The following is a 16625-nucleotide window of genomic DNA, read 5'->3' as shown; positions in this document are numbered from 1 at the left end:
TTGCGAAGACTGGGCAGACCGATGACAGGGAGTGTTGACCGACATTTGTCGCTTTCTACCGCGGACACGCGGAATGTGGCGACCTCCTCGGAAGGTCAATATGTTTCGCGTTAGGGACTGTCATCGGGGGCTACCGGTGGCAGTCCTGCGCAGGCATGATCTACTGCATGCGGACGGAGCACCTGCAAGCATTTTGGGTGAAATGCCGTGAATGGAAGTCTCTCCCACATCCCGCATTGGGTCGATCAAGGTTTCATATTCATCAATGACCTCAAGATCCCTGTCGAGCACAACAATCCCGATCTCGATGACTCGATCCGTAGATCTCATTCCTGTCGTTTCGACATCGACGACTGCGTATTCTTGTTGTCCCGATTGAAGCTGATCTGACATCCCAAGCCCTTTCGATCTCTATAGCAATTGCCCGTCAAGTTCTCAGGATAACATTCGAAGGGATGCAGAGAAAATCACCCGAAACGAGTTTTGTCGAAAGAAGCGATCAGCTGCTGAGTTCACCAAGCTAGTTAGAGTCGAGTGATTTCAAGTGCGAGATAATTCTTCCCAAAGTGTCCGGAATCTGCATGGATAGAGGCAGGGCCCTTCGGGGATTTGATGTTGACGAAGGTGTGGCTCTTGGGAATTGAACCGGGTTCGTTGTTTTGGGCATGTTCTGTTTCGCATCAATCTTTGATTATCTTTGCATTCGGTGACCTTCGCCCTTGTGGCAGGTTGCTTCAAGCTCTAGCGTGGTGCGGTTCACTTCTTGTTTGTGTCGACTCATCACTGCAATAAAAGCTGTTGAGCAACTCAAAAGAATTACGTTTCAATTGAGAAAAACTGAAATCGCAGAGGGATCTCCTCCTCCGGTTTGCTCACGACTGCGGTGAGACCTCACTTTCAAATCATGGACAATTCGTCCGTTATCCGTTACTGACAATTCATTATCCCATCCGGCGAGTCCGCTCTCCTTGCATTCTCCGAGCACGTCGCAGTTGTCTGTCTGTCGATCGGCACAGATCAACACAGTCGCGGCTTGTTTTGCCTTGCAGGAGTCAGCGTTTGTTTCGATGTGCGCTTCAACTTAAGGTTTGGAATGGAAATTGGAATTCGTTACGTGGCCTGGCTTGTGTGCCTGGCGACGCTTTTGGCCAGTGGAATTCCAAGCTTTGGGGATGATGCAAATCTTAGCCGGGTCGACCTCCATCATCTTAAGGGGGTCGATTTAGAGGGGCATCCCCATCGTTTTGGAGACACGGAGAATCACCGGGCCACGGTCGTCGTCTTTCTTTCGACGAGTTGCCCCATCAGTTGCGCGACCATCCCAACCCTTCAGCGGATCTCGACGAAGTATCGACTGCAAGGTGTGGAAGTTTTCGGAGTCATCTCGAATCCCGGCACTTCCCGTGAGGAAGCGATCGACCACGTCGAGGAATTCGGCATTCGTTTTCCAGTCTTGTTCGATTCTTCCAAGGTGCTTCGAAACGCATTGCAGCCCACACACACGCCTCAAGCGCTCGTCATCTCAAATGCTGGAGTCGTCGCTTACTCAGGCCGAATCGACAATCGTTTCACGGCTCTTGGGCGTCGTCGGGGAAGACCGAGCATTCACGATCTCGAGGACGCCACGAAAGCGGTTGTTCTCGGTCGAAGTGTCAGGTATGCGTACGTTGAGCCCATCGGTTGTCTGCTCGAGAATAAGCCTCAACAAGATGGGGAAACCGAACTGAGCTTTCATCGGGACATCGCCCCGATCCTTCATGCGAACTGTGTGGAATGCCATCGGGCTGGGGAAGCTGCCCCGTTTACATTGCAGAGCTATGAAGAAACATGCCGCCATGCAGAACAAATTGTCCATGTGACGAAAACCAAATTTATGCCGCCATGGCATCCCTCAGAGGGTTATGGCGAATTCCGAAACACGCGGGGACTGGCCCCAGAAGAGATCCAACTGATCGAAGAATGGGTTCGATCGGGAATGCCGGAAGGTGACACCGCCGACGCGCTTCCTCATCAAGTCGTGGATCTTGAATGGCGACTGGGCAAGCCCGACCTCATTTTGACGATGGAAGACGAGTTCGAACTGGGGGCAGAGGGACCGGATATTCATCAGCATTTCGTGCTGCCGATTCAACTTCATGACAGCCGCCTCGTATCGGCTGTTGAGTTTCGGCCGGGGAATCGTCGAGTCGTTCACCATGCTTGCTTCTATATCGACACAACCCATTCTGGCCGCAAGCTGTCGGACCTTTATCCGGATGTTGGCTATGGGAGCTTTGTCGGTCCCGGATTTCTCAACGCTGGTGCTTTGAGAAGCTGGCTTCCGGGAATGTCTCCGCAGCGGCTTCCAAAGGGGACAGGACAGCCACTTCACGCACACAGCGACCTGGTTCTGGAGATTCACTATCAACGAACCGGAAAGGTCGAGAGGGACCGATCACAGGTTGGTCTGTATTTCACTCGCGGAGGACGACAGGTCGTGGGCGAGATTCAGGTGATGAACAAAGCTCTGGTGATCCCTGCGGGAGAATCAGACTACCGCCACGAATCGAGTTTCGTGCTTCCGGTCGATGCGACACTTCTTGATACCGCGCCGCACATGCACCTGCTCGGCAAGGAAATGAAAGCGACCGCGACACTTCCGAATGGGACAACTCAAGAGTTGGTCTGGATTCGAGACTGGGATTTCAACTGGCAAGGACAGTACCTGTACAAGAAACCCGTCCGGCTCCCGAAAGGAACTCGAATCGACGTTGTGGCGATCTATGACAATTCGGAGTCGAATCCGCTCAACCCGAATTCTCCTCCAAAGCAAGTGACGTGGGGAGAACAGACGAAAGACGAGATGGGAGTTTGCCACTTTCGCTATCTGTGCGACTCACACAGCGACCTTGAGAAGATGAACAGACACTATTTGCGGTACGCCGATCACGAGCAAGCGCGATACCGGTCGATGCTATCCGGAGCAGGGCGTTCGGAGTGAACGAGGAGAGGCCACGATCTTCATGGTCCCGTGGCACTCACTCGAGCCTCTTTATTTCGGCGAGTGCTTCGTTCGCTCGCCTGATCTCTTCAATCTGACTGATCACGCAGATGACGGTCGACTGATAAGTCCATAAAAAAAAACACCACGCCCAATCTGTTTTTTGGACGTGGTGTGTCGATTCATGAGGCCTAGAATTCACCGATTGGCTGGCCATCGTTGCGGCTGATGAGGTACTCGTAGACGCTATCCGCGACCGTGTTGTTGTTGCCTCCGTTCATCTTGAAATCAAGATTCTCTGAGAGAAACCGGACGGACCCGTCGAAGAGTGCAACTTGAACTCCGCCTGAGTGCAGGCTGCTCAAGCCTTGTTGTCGCACGAACGAGTTGAACACAGCTGTTTGTGTTGGATTCACAGGAGACCGGGCAGTGGCCCAGGAATCGTCGATGCAGTCGTCATGCCAGGCAGCGGCGCAACCAGCCCATGTCGCAGCGTGCATCATCGCTCCATTGACGAGATAGGCCCGTTCGCCGACACAGATTGTGTTGCTTGTTCCATCGACCATGTCGCGGAAGCTGAAGGAACTGTTGGGACCGAAACCGCCAGAGTATGTCCACCGCCCGCCGCTGATTTGGTGAACGCGGTGGTGATGCATCGCCACATAGTTTGAAGTGGCGAGGGCAATTCGAGGACCTGCTTGACTTCCATCGATATACCAGTCAGAGGCTGCGTTGGTCAGACCGTAAAGGAAGTGATGTTCGCTCGGTGCTTCATTTGTTCCAGGCCCGGTATCACTGGGGCAGCGATAAATCGGGATTGTTCTTTGCAATTCTTTGACGAGAACCGGGTCTGCGACAACGCGTCCCATGACCGGTTCGGCTCCAGCTGTGACTTGATAGAGCGGTCCCTGATCCATGAATGGAAGAATGAAGACACTCCACGTCCATCCGGCTGTCCGAGCCATATTGTTATTGTGCGATGTCGGTGGATACGGGTTTGTGTTCCCAGCTTGCGGGAGAACTGATCCGGGAGGAAAGCGAGAATAGGTGTCCTGGTAGTTGTGAATCGCCAGGGCGATGTTTTTGAGGTTGTTCTTGCACTGAGTTCGCCTGGCAGCCTCCCGAGCCTGTTGAACGGCAGGGAGAAGCAGGGCGATCAGAATCGCAATAATTGCGATCACAACCAGCAACTCAATCAATGTAAACCCACGAGAATGACGCTGTCGCAGTTTCCGAAATGACATAAGATCATCTCCTTAAGAAAAGAATGACGAGACCCTGAGAATTGTTCGAACGAATGGCAGCAACGAAAGGTATCCACGTCTGAGTTGCAAGCAGTGAGGTTCCACCGCAGAACAGAAATGTCGTGCGAATCCATCCATCTACGTAAACCTTGACGTCTTCCGGCCCTTAGAATTCGATCTTCACCTCCCCCATGCCCGGTTTGACTTCGATTTCCATTGTGGAATCGATGCAGGGAAATCTTTTCACGGCATCTGGATTGTCGGCTTCCGACGCTGAGTAAGGCCCAACAGAAACCCGGTGCTTGCCAACGATTGCCCCATCGCCGTTTTCATACGTGGTGAGTTCGAAGTTCCCTTCTTCGTCGGTCACACCCAGTGCTGGACGTCCCGGTCGTCCTTCTTTTCGATCCTCCCCATCCAACGGAGTGAAATTGACAAACGCCTTCGCCATTGGCACTCCCTGACAGGTGATCACCCCTCTCACAGGAACCACTCCATACTGATCGGGATTTCCACCGCACCCGAGCACACCCGCAAGAAAAACTCCGGTCCAAATGAACGAAGTGAAACGCCACAATTCTTTCATTTCCTATAGCCTTATGAATCAAACGTTTTCGTTCAGCATGAAAAAACAATAACCAACATCAAACACGACAGCAACAGACATATCCAAACATTCTGATATCATTTTCAATTGATGAATTTCTCTGAAATGACATCCGTTTTCATGCACTCATCGCTAAAGATCCGCAGTCAGCTGCATTGAGAGAAAGCGAAATCGTGAAGCCCGGAAGATTCTCATCACCCTGGCCCGAAACACCCTCTTTAGGAAAATTTCAACACTTCACTGACACAAAAGGATCGGAGAAATCATTTCATTCTGAAAAAAGATCCATGTCTACCTACGTGTCGAAAGAGAGACGTGTTGGATCGAATTTCGTTCCCGCCATTTTTCGGCTGAGATTGGGTCTGCCTTAACTGCTCGGAATACGCACACTGACTGGAAAACCCTGTGCCCCAATCACTGTGCCCCAAGAAGGGTTGAAGAGAGCCGCAGAAGCGGAACGGGCCTGAGCACCCGCTCCTGATCGTTTTCACGAGCCGTGCGAGCCTGCTCGAAATCAGCATGCCCCATTAGATGGATACAGCGATTGATCACGTGAGCAGCTGCCCGTTGCGGATTCTGAATCGACTGGGATCAGACGGATTGCCGTATCGCGGGGGAGGGCAATGTCTCGGGAGTTAGTCCTGAAGAAAGGCGTCGATCTCTGCGATCAGTTGTTCGGGAGCATCCTCAAAGATGTAATGGCCCGCATCCGGCATTCTGACAGTGGTGGCATGAGGGAAGCGCCGCTCCCACTCGTCCAGAAAGTGCGTCGTGAAGCACCAGTCTTTCTCGCCCCAGGGGAAGAGGAATGGGTGGTCTTTGAATTGTGCGAGGTTCTCTTCGACTTCGACGAGCGTTTGATAGGTCGGATGACTGGCGTGAAGAGGGATTTCCTGAACAAAGCGATGGACTGCAATCCGGTTCGCCCAGCTATTGTATGGAAACAGATATCCACTCTTCACAGCTTGAGACATCGGTTTTTCGACAGCCTGAGTGACAGCTGCACCGGCGAAGAGATTGAAGCCTCGCACGCCGATCGCGCCGAGAACGGGAGTTCGACAGACGGCAATTCTCCAGGGCATTTCCTGCGAACGAAACGCAGCTGTGTTCATCATCACGAAATTGCGAAAGCGATCCGGAAGCCGGCCAGCTGCTCCCATTCCGATACAGCCTCCCCAGTCATGGCCAATCAAAGTGATGTCCTTAAGGTCACGCTCTTCGATGAACCGACAGAGGTTCGAGATGTGCTGGTCGATTGTGTATGCGTAATCTTGCGGCTTGTCGGACAGTCCCATTCCGAGATGATCAACAGCGAGGCAGCGATAACTCGGTGAGTAGTGCGAGACGAGTCGACGCCACGCGAAGCTCCAGGTCGGATTTCCGTGTACCATCAACAGCGGACGACCTTGCCCCTCGTCGATATAGGAGTAGCTGTGACCATCAATCTCCAAAGTGTTTGGATGGAATGGATGCTCGCTTCGGAATGAATCGGGAATCTGAGGAGTCGGCACAGCAAATCAATCAATCGTTAGAGCTTGGTCCAAAATCACTTCGGAAATCGTGAAGTTCTGAAGAACGATCCGAGCTGCGTTTTTTGGAATCAAATCAAGTACTGAAGGAGCAGGGTACTGTATTGAGCGGACGTTGTGAGGGCTACGATAGAAGCAAAATTCCCATCAACTCTGTGTGCCAATCTTGGATCAACCGCGACTGTTGGATTGGTGCGATGTGGCTGATTCTCTAAGATGCGGACCTGTCGAACTGCAATTTTCCAGTTTTCATAAAGATGAGTGATGCAAGAGCCTGAGCTTGCGATTGAATTTCGCGACGTGACCAAACGATTCCCTGGTGTCATTGCACTTGAGAACGTTTCGTTTGATGTTCGTCGCGGCGAGTTCCATTCGATCTGTGGAGAAAATGGAGCGGGAAAGAGCACGCTCATGAAAATTCTCTCCGGAGTCCTCACCGACTACGAGGGAGAAATGTTCATCTCGGGAGAGCGGGTCTCTTTGACCGGAACACGCGCTGCTGAAGAAATCGGCATCAGCATTATTCATCAGGAATTAAATCTGGTGGAAGAGTTGAGTGTCGCTGCGAACATTTTTCTGGGGCGGGAAATTTCAAGGGGATGGTTTCTTAACGATGGGGCCATGGACTCGGCAGCGTCGAAACTTTTCCAACAGCTCGACTGCGAAATCTCCGCTCGTCAGCTTGTTCGACAATTACGTGTTGGCGACCAGCAGCTTGTGGAAATCGCCAAAGCATTATCGTTGAAATCTGACATTCTCATCATGGATGAGCCGACGAGCGCGCTGACGGAAACGGAAGTCGAACGGCTCTTTCGTGTCATTCAAAAGCTTCGCGACGACGGCGTCACGATTCTTTATATCTCCCACAAAATGGAGGAAGTTTTTCGTCTGTCAGATCGAATCACCGTTCTCCGCGACGGGAAGCATGTTCAGACTCTTAATCGGGAAGAGACAAGTCCACAAGAAATCACTCATCTGATGGTGGGTCGAGAGATTGAATCGGTCAAACTCGGTGCAAATCGTGCTGTTGGCGAAACGATCCTCGACGTGAAAAATCTGTCGCTTCCGTGGCCCGGACATGCGAGAGAATGGAGACTCAAGGATGTCTCATTTTCGCTTCGTCGAGGCGAAGTCGTGGGCTTTGCCGGATTGATGGGGGCAGGGCGGACAGAACTTCTCGAAGCACTTTTCGGTGCGAGCGAGACTCCTCCTCAAGGGGAAATTCTACTCCGCGGTGAGTCGGTTCACTTCGAGCATCCGGCTGATGCGAAAGCTGCGGGAATCGCGATGGTCACTGAAGACCGCAAACGCCTGGGTTTGTTTCAGCAGATGTCCGTGCGAGAAAATATTACCGTCTGCACGCTCGACGAAGCTTCGGTGAGTGGAATGATTCAACCGGGTCGCGAACAGAGTGCAGCTCGCGAGTCCATTTCCGAACTGGGAGTGAAGACTGCTTCTGCCGAAACACCGATCACGGCGCTTTCTGGCGGCAATCAGCAGAAATGCATCATCGCACGCTGGCTGAGAACCAATCCTGACGTTCTCCTGTTGGATGACCCGACGCGCGGTGTCGATGTGGGGGCCAAGGCGGAATTGTATCAGGTGATCGACAAGCTGTGCCGAGAGGGCTTGGCGATTATTGTGACATCCAGCGAGCTTCCGGAACTGATCACTCTCTGCGATCGAATTCTGGTGCTGTGCGAAGGTCGACTCACCGGAGAACTCACCAGCGATGAGTTCTCCGAAGAGCGAATTATGGAACTGGCTACCGAAATGAACTGTTGAAGTCGCATTCTTCTTCAACGACTCCAAGCTTTTCGCGTCTACCGAATTGGGACAACGTGTTCCACTGGCCAGTTAATTTCCCAGGCTTCCTGATGCGAATTCATGCCGGCGGGAAAGGTGATGGTCGACCGAATGATTTCCGGGATCTCGATTCGATTCCGTTTCGGAACTGGTGCGATCCAGGTTTTCGAATCGTTTTCTGAAGAAGTCACGCTTCCGATCAGTTCCTCTTCTTCTTCCTGAACGATGATTCGTGGACGAAGTGCGAGGAACAAATGGCGGTCTTCAGAATCGGGAACTTTCACGCCAAGGCTTTGCAATCTTCGGCGATCAAGTTGCCCCGAAAATTGCATTCCGTTTCCTTCGGTTGCTTCAGTTCCGATATACAGCACGAGAACATCCCCATCGCGAATCGTCTCGCAATGCTGGTCAACGGTCCGCCCGTGATCCTGAATCGAGATGAACGATTCGACATCGCGGCGATCGGGAGAAATCTTTCCGCAGAGTTCCAGCGTCAAACCATTGCTGGTGATTGAGGCTGTCTGATGATTGAAGAGAGTCACTTTTGGGGCAAAGAACGACTTAAAATCCGTTCCTGATCGGAGAGCTTCAAGTTGGCTGTCCCACTGTTTTGCTGTCTGGATCTTGCTGGACGGCCATGACTTCGCCAGGTCAGCAGGGATGGACAGAAAACGAGCTTCCATCGAAACCTGGAGGTCCTGCAGTCTTCTCAATTGCTCGAGCAAACCGGTGATGTTGTCGAGATTTTCAGCCGTCTGCAGAATCACCAATGAGAGAGTCGATTTGTCGAATCGGATTTCCCCGATGCCGTCGGCGATTCTTTTGTCTGTCTGGGAATCTTGCCAACTGTCGGGGCTGATGGTCTGTTTGATGAGATCCGTCAGTTGAATGGCGTTCTTTACCGTCATCTCGGACGTTCGAGCGTCTTCCACAGGGGGAAGCGGAATGACCAGATCAGCGACCGCGTAAACCCGGACGATTTGTTGTTGATCGGCCTCGACCGAATTTTTGGACGATGCTCGGTTGTTGATGGTCAACTTCCAGTGAGAAGTGACGAGTTTGGTCAGTGAATCGTCAGGGAATTCCTTCCGCAGTTCGCGAAAGAGTGAGCGAGCATGCTCAAAGTCATCGTTCTCGACAGCTTGATAGTAAGACCGGGCAAGCTGCGATTCTCTGGAAGTTTCATCAGTTTGGGCAAACAGAGTTGATGAGAAACCGAGTGCTAGCAAGAATCCGAACGTCTGTCTCATGTCACTCCTCCATGTTTCGTTGTCAGCAGCTCGTAGCGAACCACTTGAACGGGTCCAAAGGCTGATTGCGACTCATCAGGGAATTCGGAATTCGGCGCGAATTTCAGGCTCGAGTTTTGTTCGGAAGAGCGAGTGGCCCCCGTTTCAGTCGAACATGACGTGAGTCGAGATTCCTCTTAGGTCCCGGAAGAGAATTAGCGAGTCACTTGCTAGAGTACGATGAATTCCTGTTAACCACTACCCCAATTTCTCCACCACTGCCAACTGACAATGCCTGAGTTTGATGCCAAATTCCCGACGACATTCGAAGTCATCGAACAGGGAATCGAACGCGAACACCATCTCGGTGTTCAAGTCTATATTTCCCGGAACAACGAAACTCTGCTTGATGAGGCTGTCGGCGAGAATCGAATTGGAGATCCAATGACCAGTGAGACGTTGTCTCTCTGGCTCTCATCGGGAAAACCGCTCACAGCTGCTGCGATCATGCAACTGGTGGATCGTTCCAAGCTCGACATCGAACAGCCCGCCGCCAGCATCGTCCCTGAGTTCGCTGAAAAAGGGAAAGAGGCGCTCACGATTCGGCAATTGCTCACGCATACCGCTGGATTGAGACCGGTCTCGACCGGATGGCCTCAGCAGGAATGGGATGACATTCTCGCGAAGATCTGCGGGGCGTCACTCAGAATGAACTGGGTTCCCGGAGAACGGGCAGGGTACGATCCCGCTCGTTCGTGGTTCGTTCTGGGAGAAATCATCCGGCGGATCGACGGGCGTGGAGTCGACCAGTATGTTCGTGAGGAAATTCTCGAACCGCTCGGAATGCTCGATTGCTGGATGTCGATGCCTTCGTCGATCCATAATGCCTACGGCTTGCGAATCGGAATCATGTACACCGTTCTCGATGGCGATCTCAAAGCCACGCATGGACACCGTGAAGACTATTGCACATCGCCATCACCTGGCGGAAGCATGCGCGGCCCCGTCTGCCAGCTGGGGAAGTTTTACGAGATGCTTCTGGCGAATGGACTCAATTCCTCCGGAGAGAGAATCCTTTCGGAAGAGGCTGTCCAACTCATGACGTCTCGGCAGCGTGAAGGAATGTTTGATGAAACGTTTCAACACAAGCTGGACTTCGGACTCGGCGTGATCGTCAACTCGAATCGTTATGGAGCTGACACGGTTCCTTACGGATTCGGGCGATACGCGAGCGAAAGCAGTTTCGGTCACGGGGGAGCCCAGTCTTCAATCGGGCTTGCTGACCCCGGGCACGGACTTGTTGTGGCCGCAGTGGCAAATGGTTGTCCGGGGGAAGAAATTCACAACGAACGCTTCCGTGATCTGAACTCCGCGATCTATCAAGATTTGGGTCTGGTGGGATAAGAGAGCGTGTCCGTTCTGCAAGCAATCAATGACTTCGGTGTCCTCAGTTTTCCGGTCTGGCTCTGGGCAGTCATGGGAGGCATGGCGACGGGAGTTCTCACGTTCATCGGCGTTCGAAGGTCGCTGAAAGACTTTGGACTTCCGTTCGATCGCTGGCCGTTGATTTCATCCATTGCGAATGGTCTTCTGGGAGCGGCATTGGTCGTTTGTGTCCTAGGATTCCAATCTCAATCAACACCGGAAGTCATTCCTTCCGAAGCGGGGCGAAATCTGCGACTCATCGGGCATCTGGCTCTGGTCGTACTGCTGATGATGATCAGCGTCACCGACTTGCGCACGTACTCGATTCTGGACTGGAACTGCAAGCTGGGCATCTTGCTGGGAACAGGTCTTGCGTTTCTCTCGGGAGACACACAGCTCGCGCATCTGTGGGTCGACTGGAATCAGGAAGTTCCGCAATTGCGTGGCCCGTATCTTCCGGAGTGGCTTTCTGCACATCCCCATCTGCATGGCCTCGTCTGGAGTGTTGTCGGTGTTCTAACTGGCGGAATTCTGGCCTGGGGAACACGTTCGATCTCCGCTCGTCTTCTCGGGCAGCCTGCTTTGGGATCGGGCGATATTCTGTTGATGGGAATGATTGGAGCGTTTCTGGGTTGGCAACCGACGTTGATCGCTTACGTGCTTGCTCCGGTTTTAGCGTTGGTGATTGGATTGATCATTCAAGTCACGAGCAATCGCCCGGCGATTCCATACGGACCGTTTTTAGCATTGGGAGCGGTGGTGGTGCTCATCGCTTGGCGTTCGATCTGGATGCTCGAAATTCCGCTGACGCTGGCAGAAAATCCGGGACGTGGCTCCATCTTCGCGATGCGACGATTCTTTGGTGACCCGGTTTCGATGGCGATCACAGCCGGTTTGAGCATGGGCCTGCTCATCTTCATGTTGGCCCTGCTTCGCTACTATAAGTCGCTCAGCTTTGTCGACGAGAAGTCAGAATAAGCGTTCGGTCATCGCCCTTGTTGCTGAAGATAAGTCATCTGCCGGCGAAATCCGGAGAGTCGATTTGCGTACTCTCTTGAGTTCGTCATTCGTAATGCTTCATATTCGAGAGTGATTGCCTGAGAGAAATCTCCGCCTTCGGCAATTGTGCAAGCCAGCGTATCGAGAATGTTCGGATCTCGGTCTGTCTCGAGAGAACGCTGTGCATACTCAAGAGCTTCTGAGAATTCCATGACCTCTTGAACCTCACGATTCGAAACATACATCCAGGCCAGATTATTCGCTGGCCGCGGATGTCCGGGATCAATTTCCGAAGCCCGTCGATAGTCTTCGATCGACTTCAAGGGGCTTCCCTGTTCGTCCCAGGTTTTGCCTCGCATGAAATACGCATAAGCCAAAAGTCGCTTTGGGGAAAATGATCGTCCGTAGAACTTTCCAACCACTGCTGGGCGTCGAACGAAGCGTCCGTTGGTGTCCCAGTCGATCCCGGTGGAGTTTCCGAAATCCCAGCGGACAAAGTTATGGTTGACCGTGCTGCCGGGGATCTTACTTTCAACAAACGAGATAGGTAATCCAAGTCGCTGTCCGATGGAGACATAAAGCAAGCTGCTGGTGTCGCAATCGTATTCGTAATAGATTCTTCCGTATCGATCGCTCCGAGGAGTCAGCATCTCTGCAAACGACTTCACGCCAAGCCGTAGCCGAAACCCGCGCCGGGCAAGAAGTTGGCCGATTGACGCCAGCGATCTGATTGCTTCGTTTTGCGACGTAGTTTTGGCCAGCATCTCGTTATTCGCAAACAGCAACTCCGCATCTGAAAGAATGGATTCCAAAGTCTCGTAGTGCTTGTCGGTCACCTCGGAAGCTTCGGCTTCCAGATCGAGAATCTGATGGGCAATCGTTGGCTGATCGGGAGTCGATTCGACGGACACTTCTTCCGCAGAAGCGATCGACGTGCAAACGGAGACTGTCAGAACGAGCGAAAGAAGCGGACTCTTTGAGTTCATGTCAACAAGCCGTGACTAGAAACACGATTGGGCTCAACTAATGCATCCACTGACCGGAGGTGTTGCCTTCGGCGAGCTGTCAGAACCGAATTCAGAGGCAGCACGAATCAGAGGACGAGCGACTTGATTCATGCCCGACAAGAACTCACGAAAAAGCCATCGATCGAGCATCTTTACAAAGACTGTAGATTCCCAATTCCCAGTCGTCGGAAGCACGAGATCGAAAACGATTCATCCCGGAGGACTGAATCAAGAAGGAGGATGATTAGAAGAGTCGAGCAGAATTCACTGACTGAGCGGATGGTAAGGAATTGCTCTGATGAACGACTTCCATCAGGCCGCTTCAAAGACGAAATTCCAGCCACTGGGACGGATCGTTTCCACCGATCGCACTTCGAATGGACTGCTTCCCCGAACAAGTGAGAATTCAAAATCGGATGCCCCAGTACCTGCGAACCCCAGTTTCCGTGAAACCCACTGCCCGTGAAACAATGCGATCAATGATGGTTGAGACATTTACACCCTGAGACAGGAATCAATCCTCCTTCCCCTGCCAAAGCCGTAAATCACCAGCGAGCCCCGTCGAGATGACGGTATCTCCGTCCTCCGAAATCGAAATCGAGAAGACCTGTTTTTCGTGTCCGTAGAGGTATGTGATTGGCTCAATCCTCGCGGCATCCCAGATCGTCAACAGTCTGTCCCGGCCTGCAGTGATGAATCTCGGTTCATCCTGAAACGCGCTGATTGCATTGATTCGCGCGGTGTGTCCGTTCACTTCTTTCACTGTTCCTGAGACTCCTCGGTCCCAGACAAAAATTCCTCCTCGTTGATTACCAAGAATGAGGCGATCTCCTCCGTTCAAGAAACATAGAGCTTCCACCGGAGTCGGAACTTCGAGTGAGTGGGGCAAGCGCTCGCCGTTTTCGACGCTCCAGAAATTGACTCGCCCATCCTGGTGCGCGGTGACAAATTCGCTTCCGTCCGGAGAAAAGATGACTGCCGAAATGATAACTCCGTCCGGAGAAACATCGACGATGGAAGTTTCGAGGTCGGACCAGTCTCGCATCGAAATGCTGCCGTTCTGGTCAGCGACAATCAGTCGTGTTCCATCAGGAGAGACAGCAACGCGAGCTTCCAGATCGGACAGCTTCGGAATTCGTGACTCCATTTCGTTCTCTTCCAAATCCAGAACGATCAAATCTGTCCCGCGTCCGGCGAGCACAACTTTGTCTCCCTGAGACCGGAGCGCCAACGATGTAATAATTCCCTCGTCGGCTTCATAGATTTTCGTGGCGGTCACCGCGTCGCCGTACTCGTATCTCCAGACCGATTTATTCCCAACGAGAAGGATTGCCTCGCTCTTTGAGGGGATGATGGCAGACTGACTGATAAAATCATCTGCCCATATCACGCTCGGTTGAACGAGCGAGTTGGTGTCGAAGAGCTTAATGTCACCCGTTCCACTTCCGACAGCGACGATCTTTCCGTCGACAGTCTGGTCCATACAGCCAAAGCTCAAGTTATGACTTGTGACGGAATTCACTTCTTTGTGTGATTGAGAGTCATAAACATTGAGGTTTCCGGAACTCGCAACAACCATCAGGTGATTCGTCTGGCTTGCGAATCCAAGGTCTCCGACCGCCCCCAATTGGATCAGTTTTGTTTCAATTTGCTGAGCGTCAGCCAGGTTGAGATAAACAATTGTTCCTCCCGCTGTTCCCGCTGCAATCATGGTTCCGTCGGAGGTGTATTCAATTTTCTCGAGCATCATAATCGGCCCGAATCGGTCCTGCTTGATCCGCTCCGCATATTGCCAGAGTTGAATGCTGCCTTCGTGCGTCGTAGCGTCTCTTGCTCCAACAGCAAGTTGTTTCCCATCGGGTGAAAACTGAACATCCTTCACAATGTTCTTCCCACCGGTTGGGATCTCGATGACGTTCTCCATCGTCTGCGCATCCCAAATCCGAACCGCTCCGCGTGTTCCTCTTGAAAGGAAGCGAGTTCCGTCAGGGGAGTATTCCACTTGAGAGACTGCGGGCCCGTGTTTTGTTTCGTTCTCGATTCGGTCGCTGAGAACCGGATTCCAGATGCGCACGAATCCGTCGGATGATCCTGTTACCAAGTTTGCATTGATTGGGGAAAAGTCGACCGAGAGAAACTTCCCCGCTTCAATTTCCAGAGTTCGAACGAGTCGACCGGTCTGCGTTTCCCAGACGTCGACCGTGCGTTGATTCCCCACACCAGCAACGTACTTTCCGTCGCGCGAGATTGCGATTTCGCTGATAGGTGTTCCGGTTTGAATGCGATCGAGATATGGAGATAGGCGATGATTTAAGTAGTTCCATTCAAAGCCACGCAGACCAGCCAGTCTCTGCTTCGGACCAAACGGCGAGAGGCTTGCCCTGACGCCATCTATGTCGCCGCGCAATTCGTATTCTGATCCCAATCGCATTTGAGACCGATAGTAGGCCTGATCGGTCAGAGCTGCGCTTTTCTCAGATCGATACCAGAAGTAGCTGACCCCGACCAATCCAAAGGTGAGACTCGAAATCAATCCCGCAATCAGGAGTGCCACTCCCGGTCTGCGTTGGCACCATCTCCACAGTTTTTCGGCCGACGAAACCGGACGCGCCAGAATCGGCTCCCCTCGTTGAAACCGCACGAGTTCATGCGCCACTTCTTCTGCCGAGGCGTAGCGTTTTGATGGATCGCGTTCGAGACACTTCAGGCAGACGGTTTCCAGGTCTTTCGGAATGCTTGGATCGAGAGACCGCGGGGAAGGGGGCTCTTCATAAATCTTCTGATGAAGCACAGCCCGAACATTGCCGCGAAAGGGTGGGAATCCGGTGATCATCTCGAAGAGAATCACTCCCATCGCATAGATGTCTGAGCGGCGGTCCGTTTCGCGAGTTTTCCCGCTCGCCTGCTCGGGAGACATGTACTTCGCTGTTCCCAGAATTTGCCCTTCGGAGGACATCGACTCTTCGACCGAAATATTCTTTGCCAAACCGAAGTCCATAATGACTGGCTGGCCGGAAGCATTGATCATGATGTTGGAGGGTTTCACGTCCCGGTGAACAATCCCTCGCAGGTGTGCGTGATGAAGTGCTTTGGCGATCACGGTCGTGTATTCGACAGCGAGTTCCCGTTTCGGTTTCCCAGTACTCAGAACATCACGAAGCGTCAGACCTTCGATGTATTCACTGGCAATAAAGATCTGATCGTCGCTTGTTCCGACTTCATAAACCGACACGATATTCGGATGGTGAAGATTGGCTGCAACCCGGGCTTCGTGCACCAGGCTTGTCGCTTCCTCTCGCTGCGAGATGGGAAGCTTGAGGGCGACTTCTCGATTGAGGTCGACATCGAGAGCGAGCCAGACGGACCCGAATCCGCCTCGTCCAAGGAGTCGAATCAGTTCAAAGTGGGCAACTCGCCCGTTGCCTTCAACGCCAATCGCAGAGTTGATTCGCGTCTGCGTTTCTGCGTCAGGGAGATGGACGGTTCCGCAGTTGGGGCAGTCGACACTCGACAACGTTGCAAAAACGTCGGAGGTTTCGAGCAGATCGTCGTCCGCAAATTTCAGGGGATGCTGGCAAATTGGACACAAGAATTCCATGTCTCCCCCTTCTGATTGTAAGCTTGCCCCCGTTTCAACGAAGCACCAGTGAAGAATCTCCAGCGACGCCCGTTGATCTGCTGAACATTGAGAATAGCTTGCCGTATCGAAAAGAGGAACCACTGGTCCAATTGCAAACCGCGTCAGCGCAGATTTGCGAATCGCAATTCAATTGGTGCAATCGAAGTTGAAACGAGTTCC

Annotated in this window: 11 protein-coding genes; 4 read left to right on the top strand and 7 right to left on the bottom strand. The window is 52.5% G+C overall.

Annotated elements, in window-relative coordinates; genetic code table 11:
* Positions 1–120: 120 nt before the first annotated feature.
* Complete coding sequence (locus KOR42_RS27915; protein ID WP_146511631.1) at positions 121–393, bottom strand: 3'-5' exonuclease; 273 nt, start codon at positions 391–393, stop codon at positions 121–123.
* A gap of 700 nt (positions 394–1093) precedes the next feature.
* On the opposite strand from KOR42_RS27915, the gene KOR42_RS20105 reads away from it, so the two are divergent.
* Positions 1094–2980, top strand: a complete 1887-nt coding sequence (locus KOR42_RS20105) for a redoxin domain-containing protein (RefSeq protein ID WP_146511630.1) — start codon at positions 1094–1096, stop codon at positions 2978–2980.
* 191 nt (positions 2981–3171) lie between these two features.
* Here KOR42_RS20105 and KOR42_RS20100 read toward each other — a convergent pair whose 3' ends face one another.
* From KOR42_RS20100 to KOR42_RS20090, 3 genes are all read right to left on the bottom strand, one after another.
* Positions 3172–4224, bottom strand: a complete 1053-nt coding sequence (locus KOR42_RS20100; RefSeq protein ID WP_146511629.1) for a DUF1559 domain-containing protein — start codon at positions 4222–4224, stop codon at positions 3172–3174.
* A 166-nt stretch (positions 4225–4390) separates the two neighbouring features.
* On the bottom strand, positions 4391–4810 hold the full coding sequence (locus tag KOR42_RS20095) for a hypothetical protein (RefSeq protein ID WP_146511628.1): 420 nt from the start codon (positions 4808–4810) through the stop codon (positions 4391–4393).
* Between the two features lie 656 nt (positions 4811–5466).
* Positions 5467–6342, bottom strand: a complete 876-nt coding sequence (locus KOR42_RS20090) for an alpha/beta fold hydrolase (protein ID WP_231741024.1) — start codon at positions 6340–6342, stop codon at positions 5467–5469.
* Positions 6343–6624: 282 nt separating this feature from the next.
* Between KOR42_RS20090 and KOR42_RS20085 the strand changes: the two genes are divergently transcribed.
* A complete protein-coding gene (locus KOR42_RS20085; protein WP_146511627.1) occupies positions 6625–8145 on the top strand; it encodes a sugar ABC transporter ATP-binding protein in 1521 nt (506 codons plus the stop codon).
* A gap of 38 nt (positions 8146–8183) precedes the next feature.
* Here the strand turns inward: KOR42_RS20085 and KOR42_RS20080 are convergent, their stop codons facing one another.
* Positions 8184–9416 carry a hypothetical protein gene (locus KOR42_RS20080; RefSeq protein WP_146511626.1) on the bottom strand — a complete coding sequence of 411 codons (1233 nt, stop codon included), beginning with the start codon at positions 9414–9416 and terminating at the stop codon, positions 8184–8186.
* Positions 9417–9686: 270 nt separating this feature from the next.
* On the opposite strand from KOR42_RS20080, the gene KOR42_RS20075 reads away from it, so the two are divergent.
* Together KOR42_RS20075 and KOR42_RS20070 are read left to right on the top strand one after the other, a co-directional pair.
* Complete coding sequence (locus KOR42_RS20075) at positions 9687–10799, top strand: serine hydrolase domain-containing protein (RefSeq protein ID WP_146511625.1); 1113 nt, start codon at positions 9687–9689, stop codon at positions 10797–10799.
* A gap of 6 nt (positions 10800–10805) precedes the next feature.
* A complete protein-coding gene (locus tag KOR42_RS20070) occupies positions 10806–11798 on the top strand; it encodes a prepilin peptidase (RefSeq protein WP_146511624.1) in 993 nt (330 codons plus the stop codon).
* An 8-nt stretch (positions 11799–11806) separates the two neighbouring features.
* Here the strand turns inward: KOR42_RS20070 and KOR42_RS20065 are convergent, their stop codons facing one another.
* Positions 11807–12805: a tetratricopeptide repeat protein gene (locus tag KOR42_RS20065; RefSeq protein ID WP_146511623.1), complete on the bottom strand. Its 999-nt coding sequence runs from the start codon at positions 12803–12805 to the stop codon at positions 11807–11809.
* A 535-nt stretch (positions 12806–13340) separates the two neighbouring features.
* Positions 13341–16424: a serine/threonine-protein kinase gene (locus KOR42_RS20060; protein ID WP_146511622.1), complete on the bottom strand. Its 3084-nt coding sequence runs from the start codon at positions 16422–16424 to the stop codon at positions 13341–13343.
* Positions 16425–16625: the final 201 nt, after the last annotated feature.

It is taken from the genome of Thalassoglobus neptunius (genome assembly GCF_007859735.1).
GTDB classification, from domain to species: Bacteria; Planctomycetota; Planctomycetia; order Planctomycetales; family Planctomycetaceae; genus Thalassoglobus; species Thalassoglobus neptunius.
Note: the sequence above shows the minus strand (reverse complement) of the source record. Positions and strands in the feature narration are given on the sequence as shown.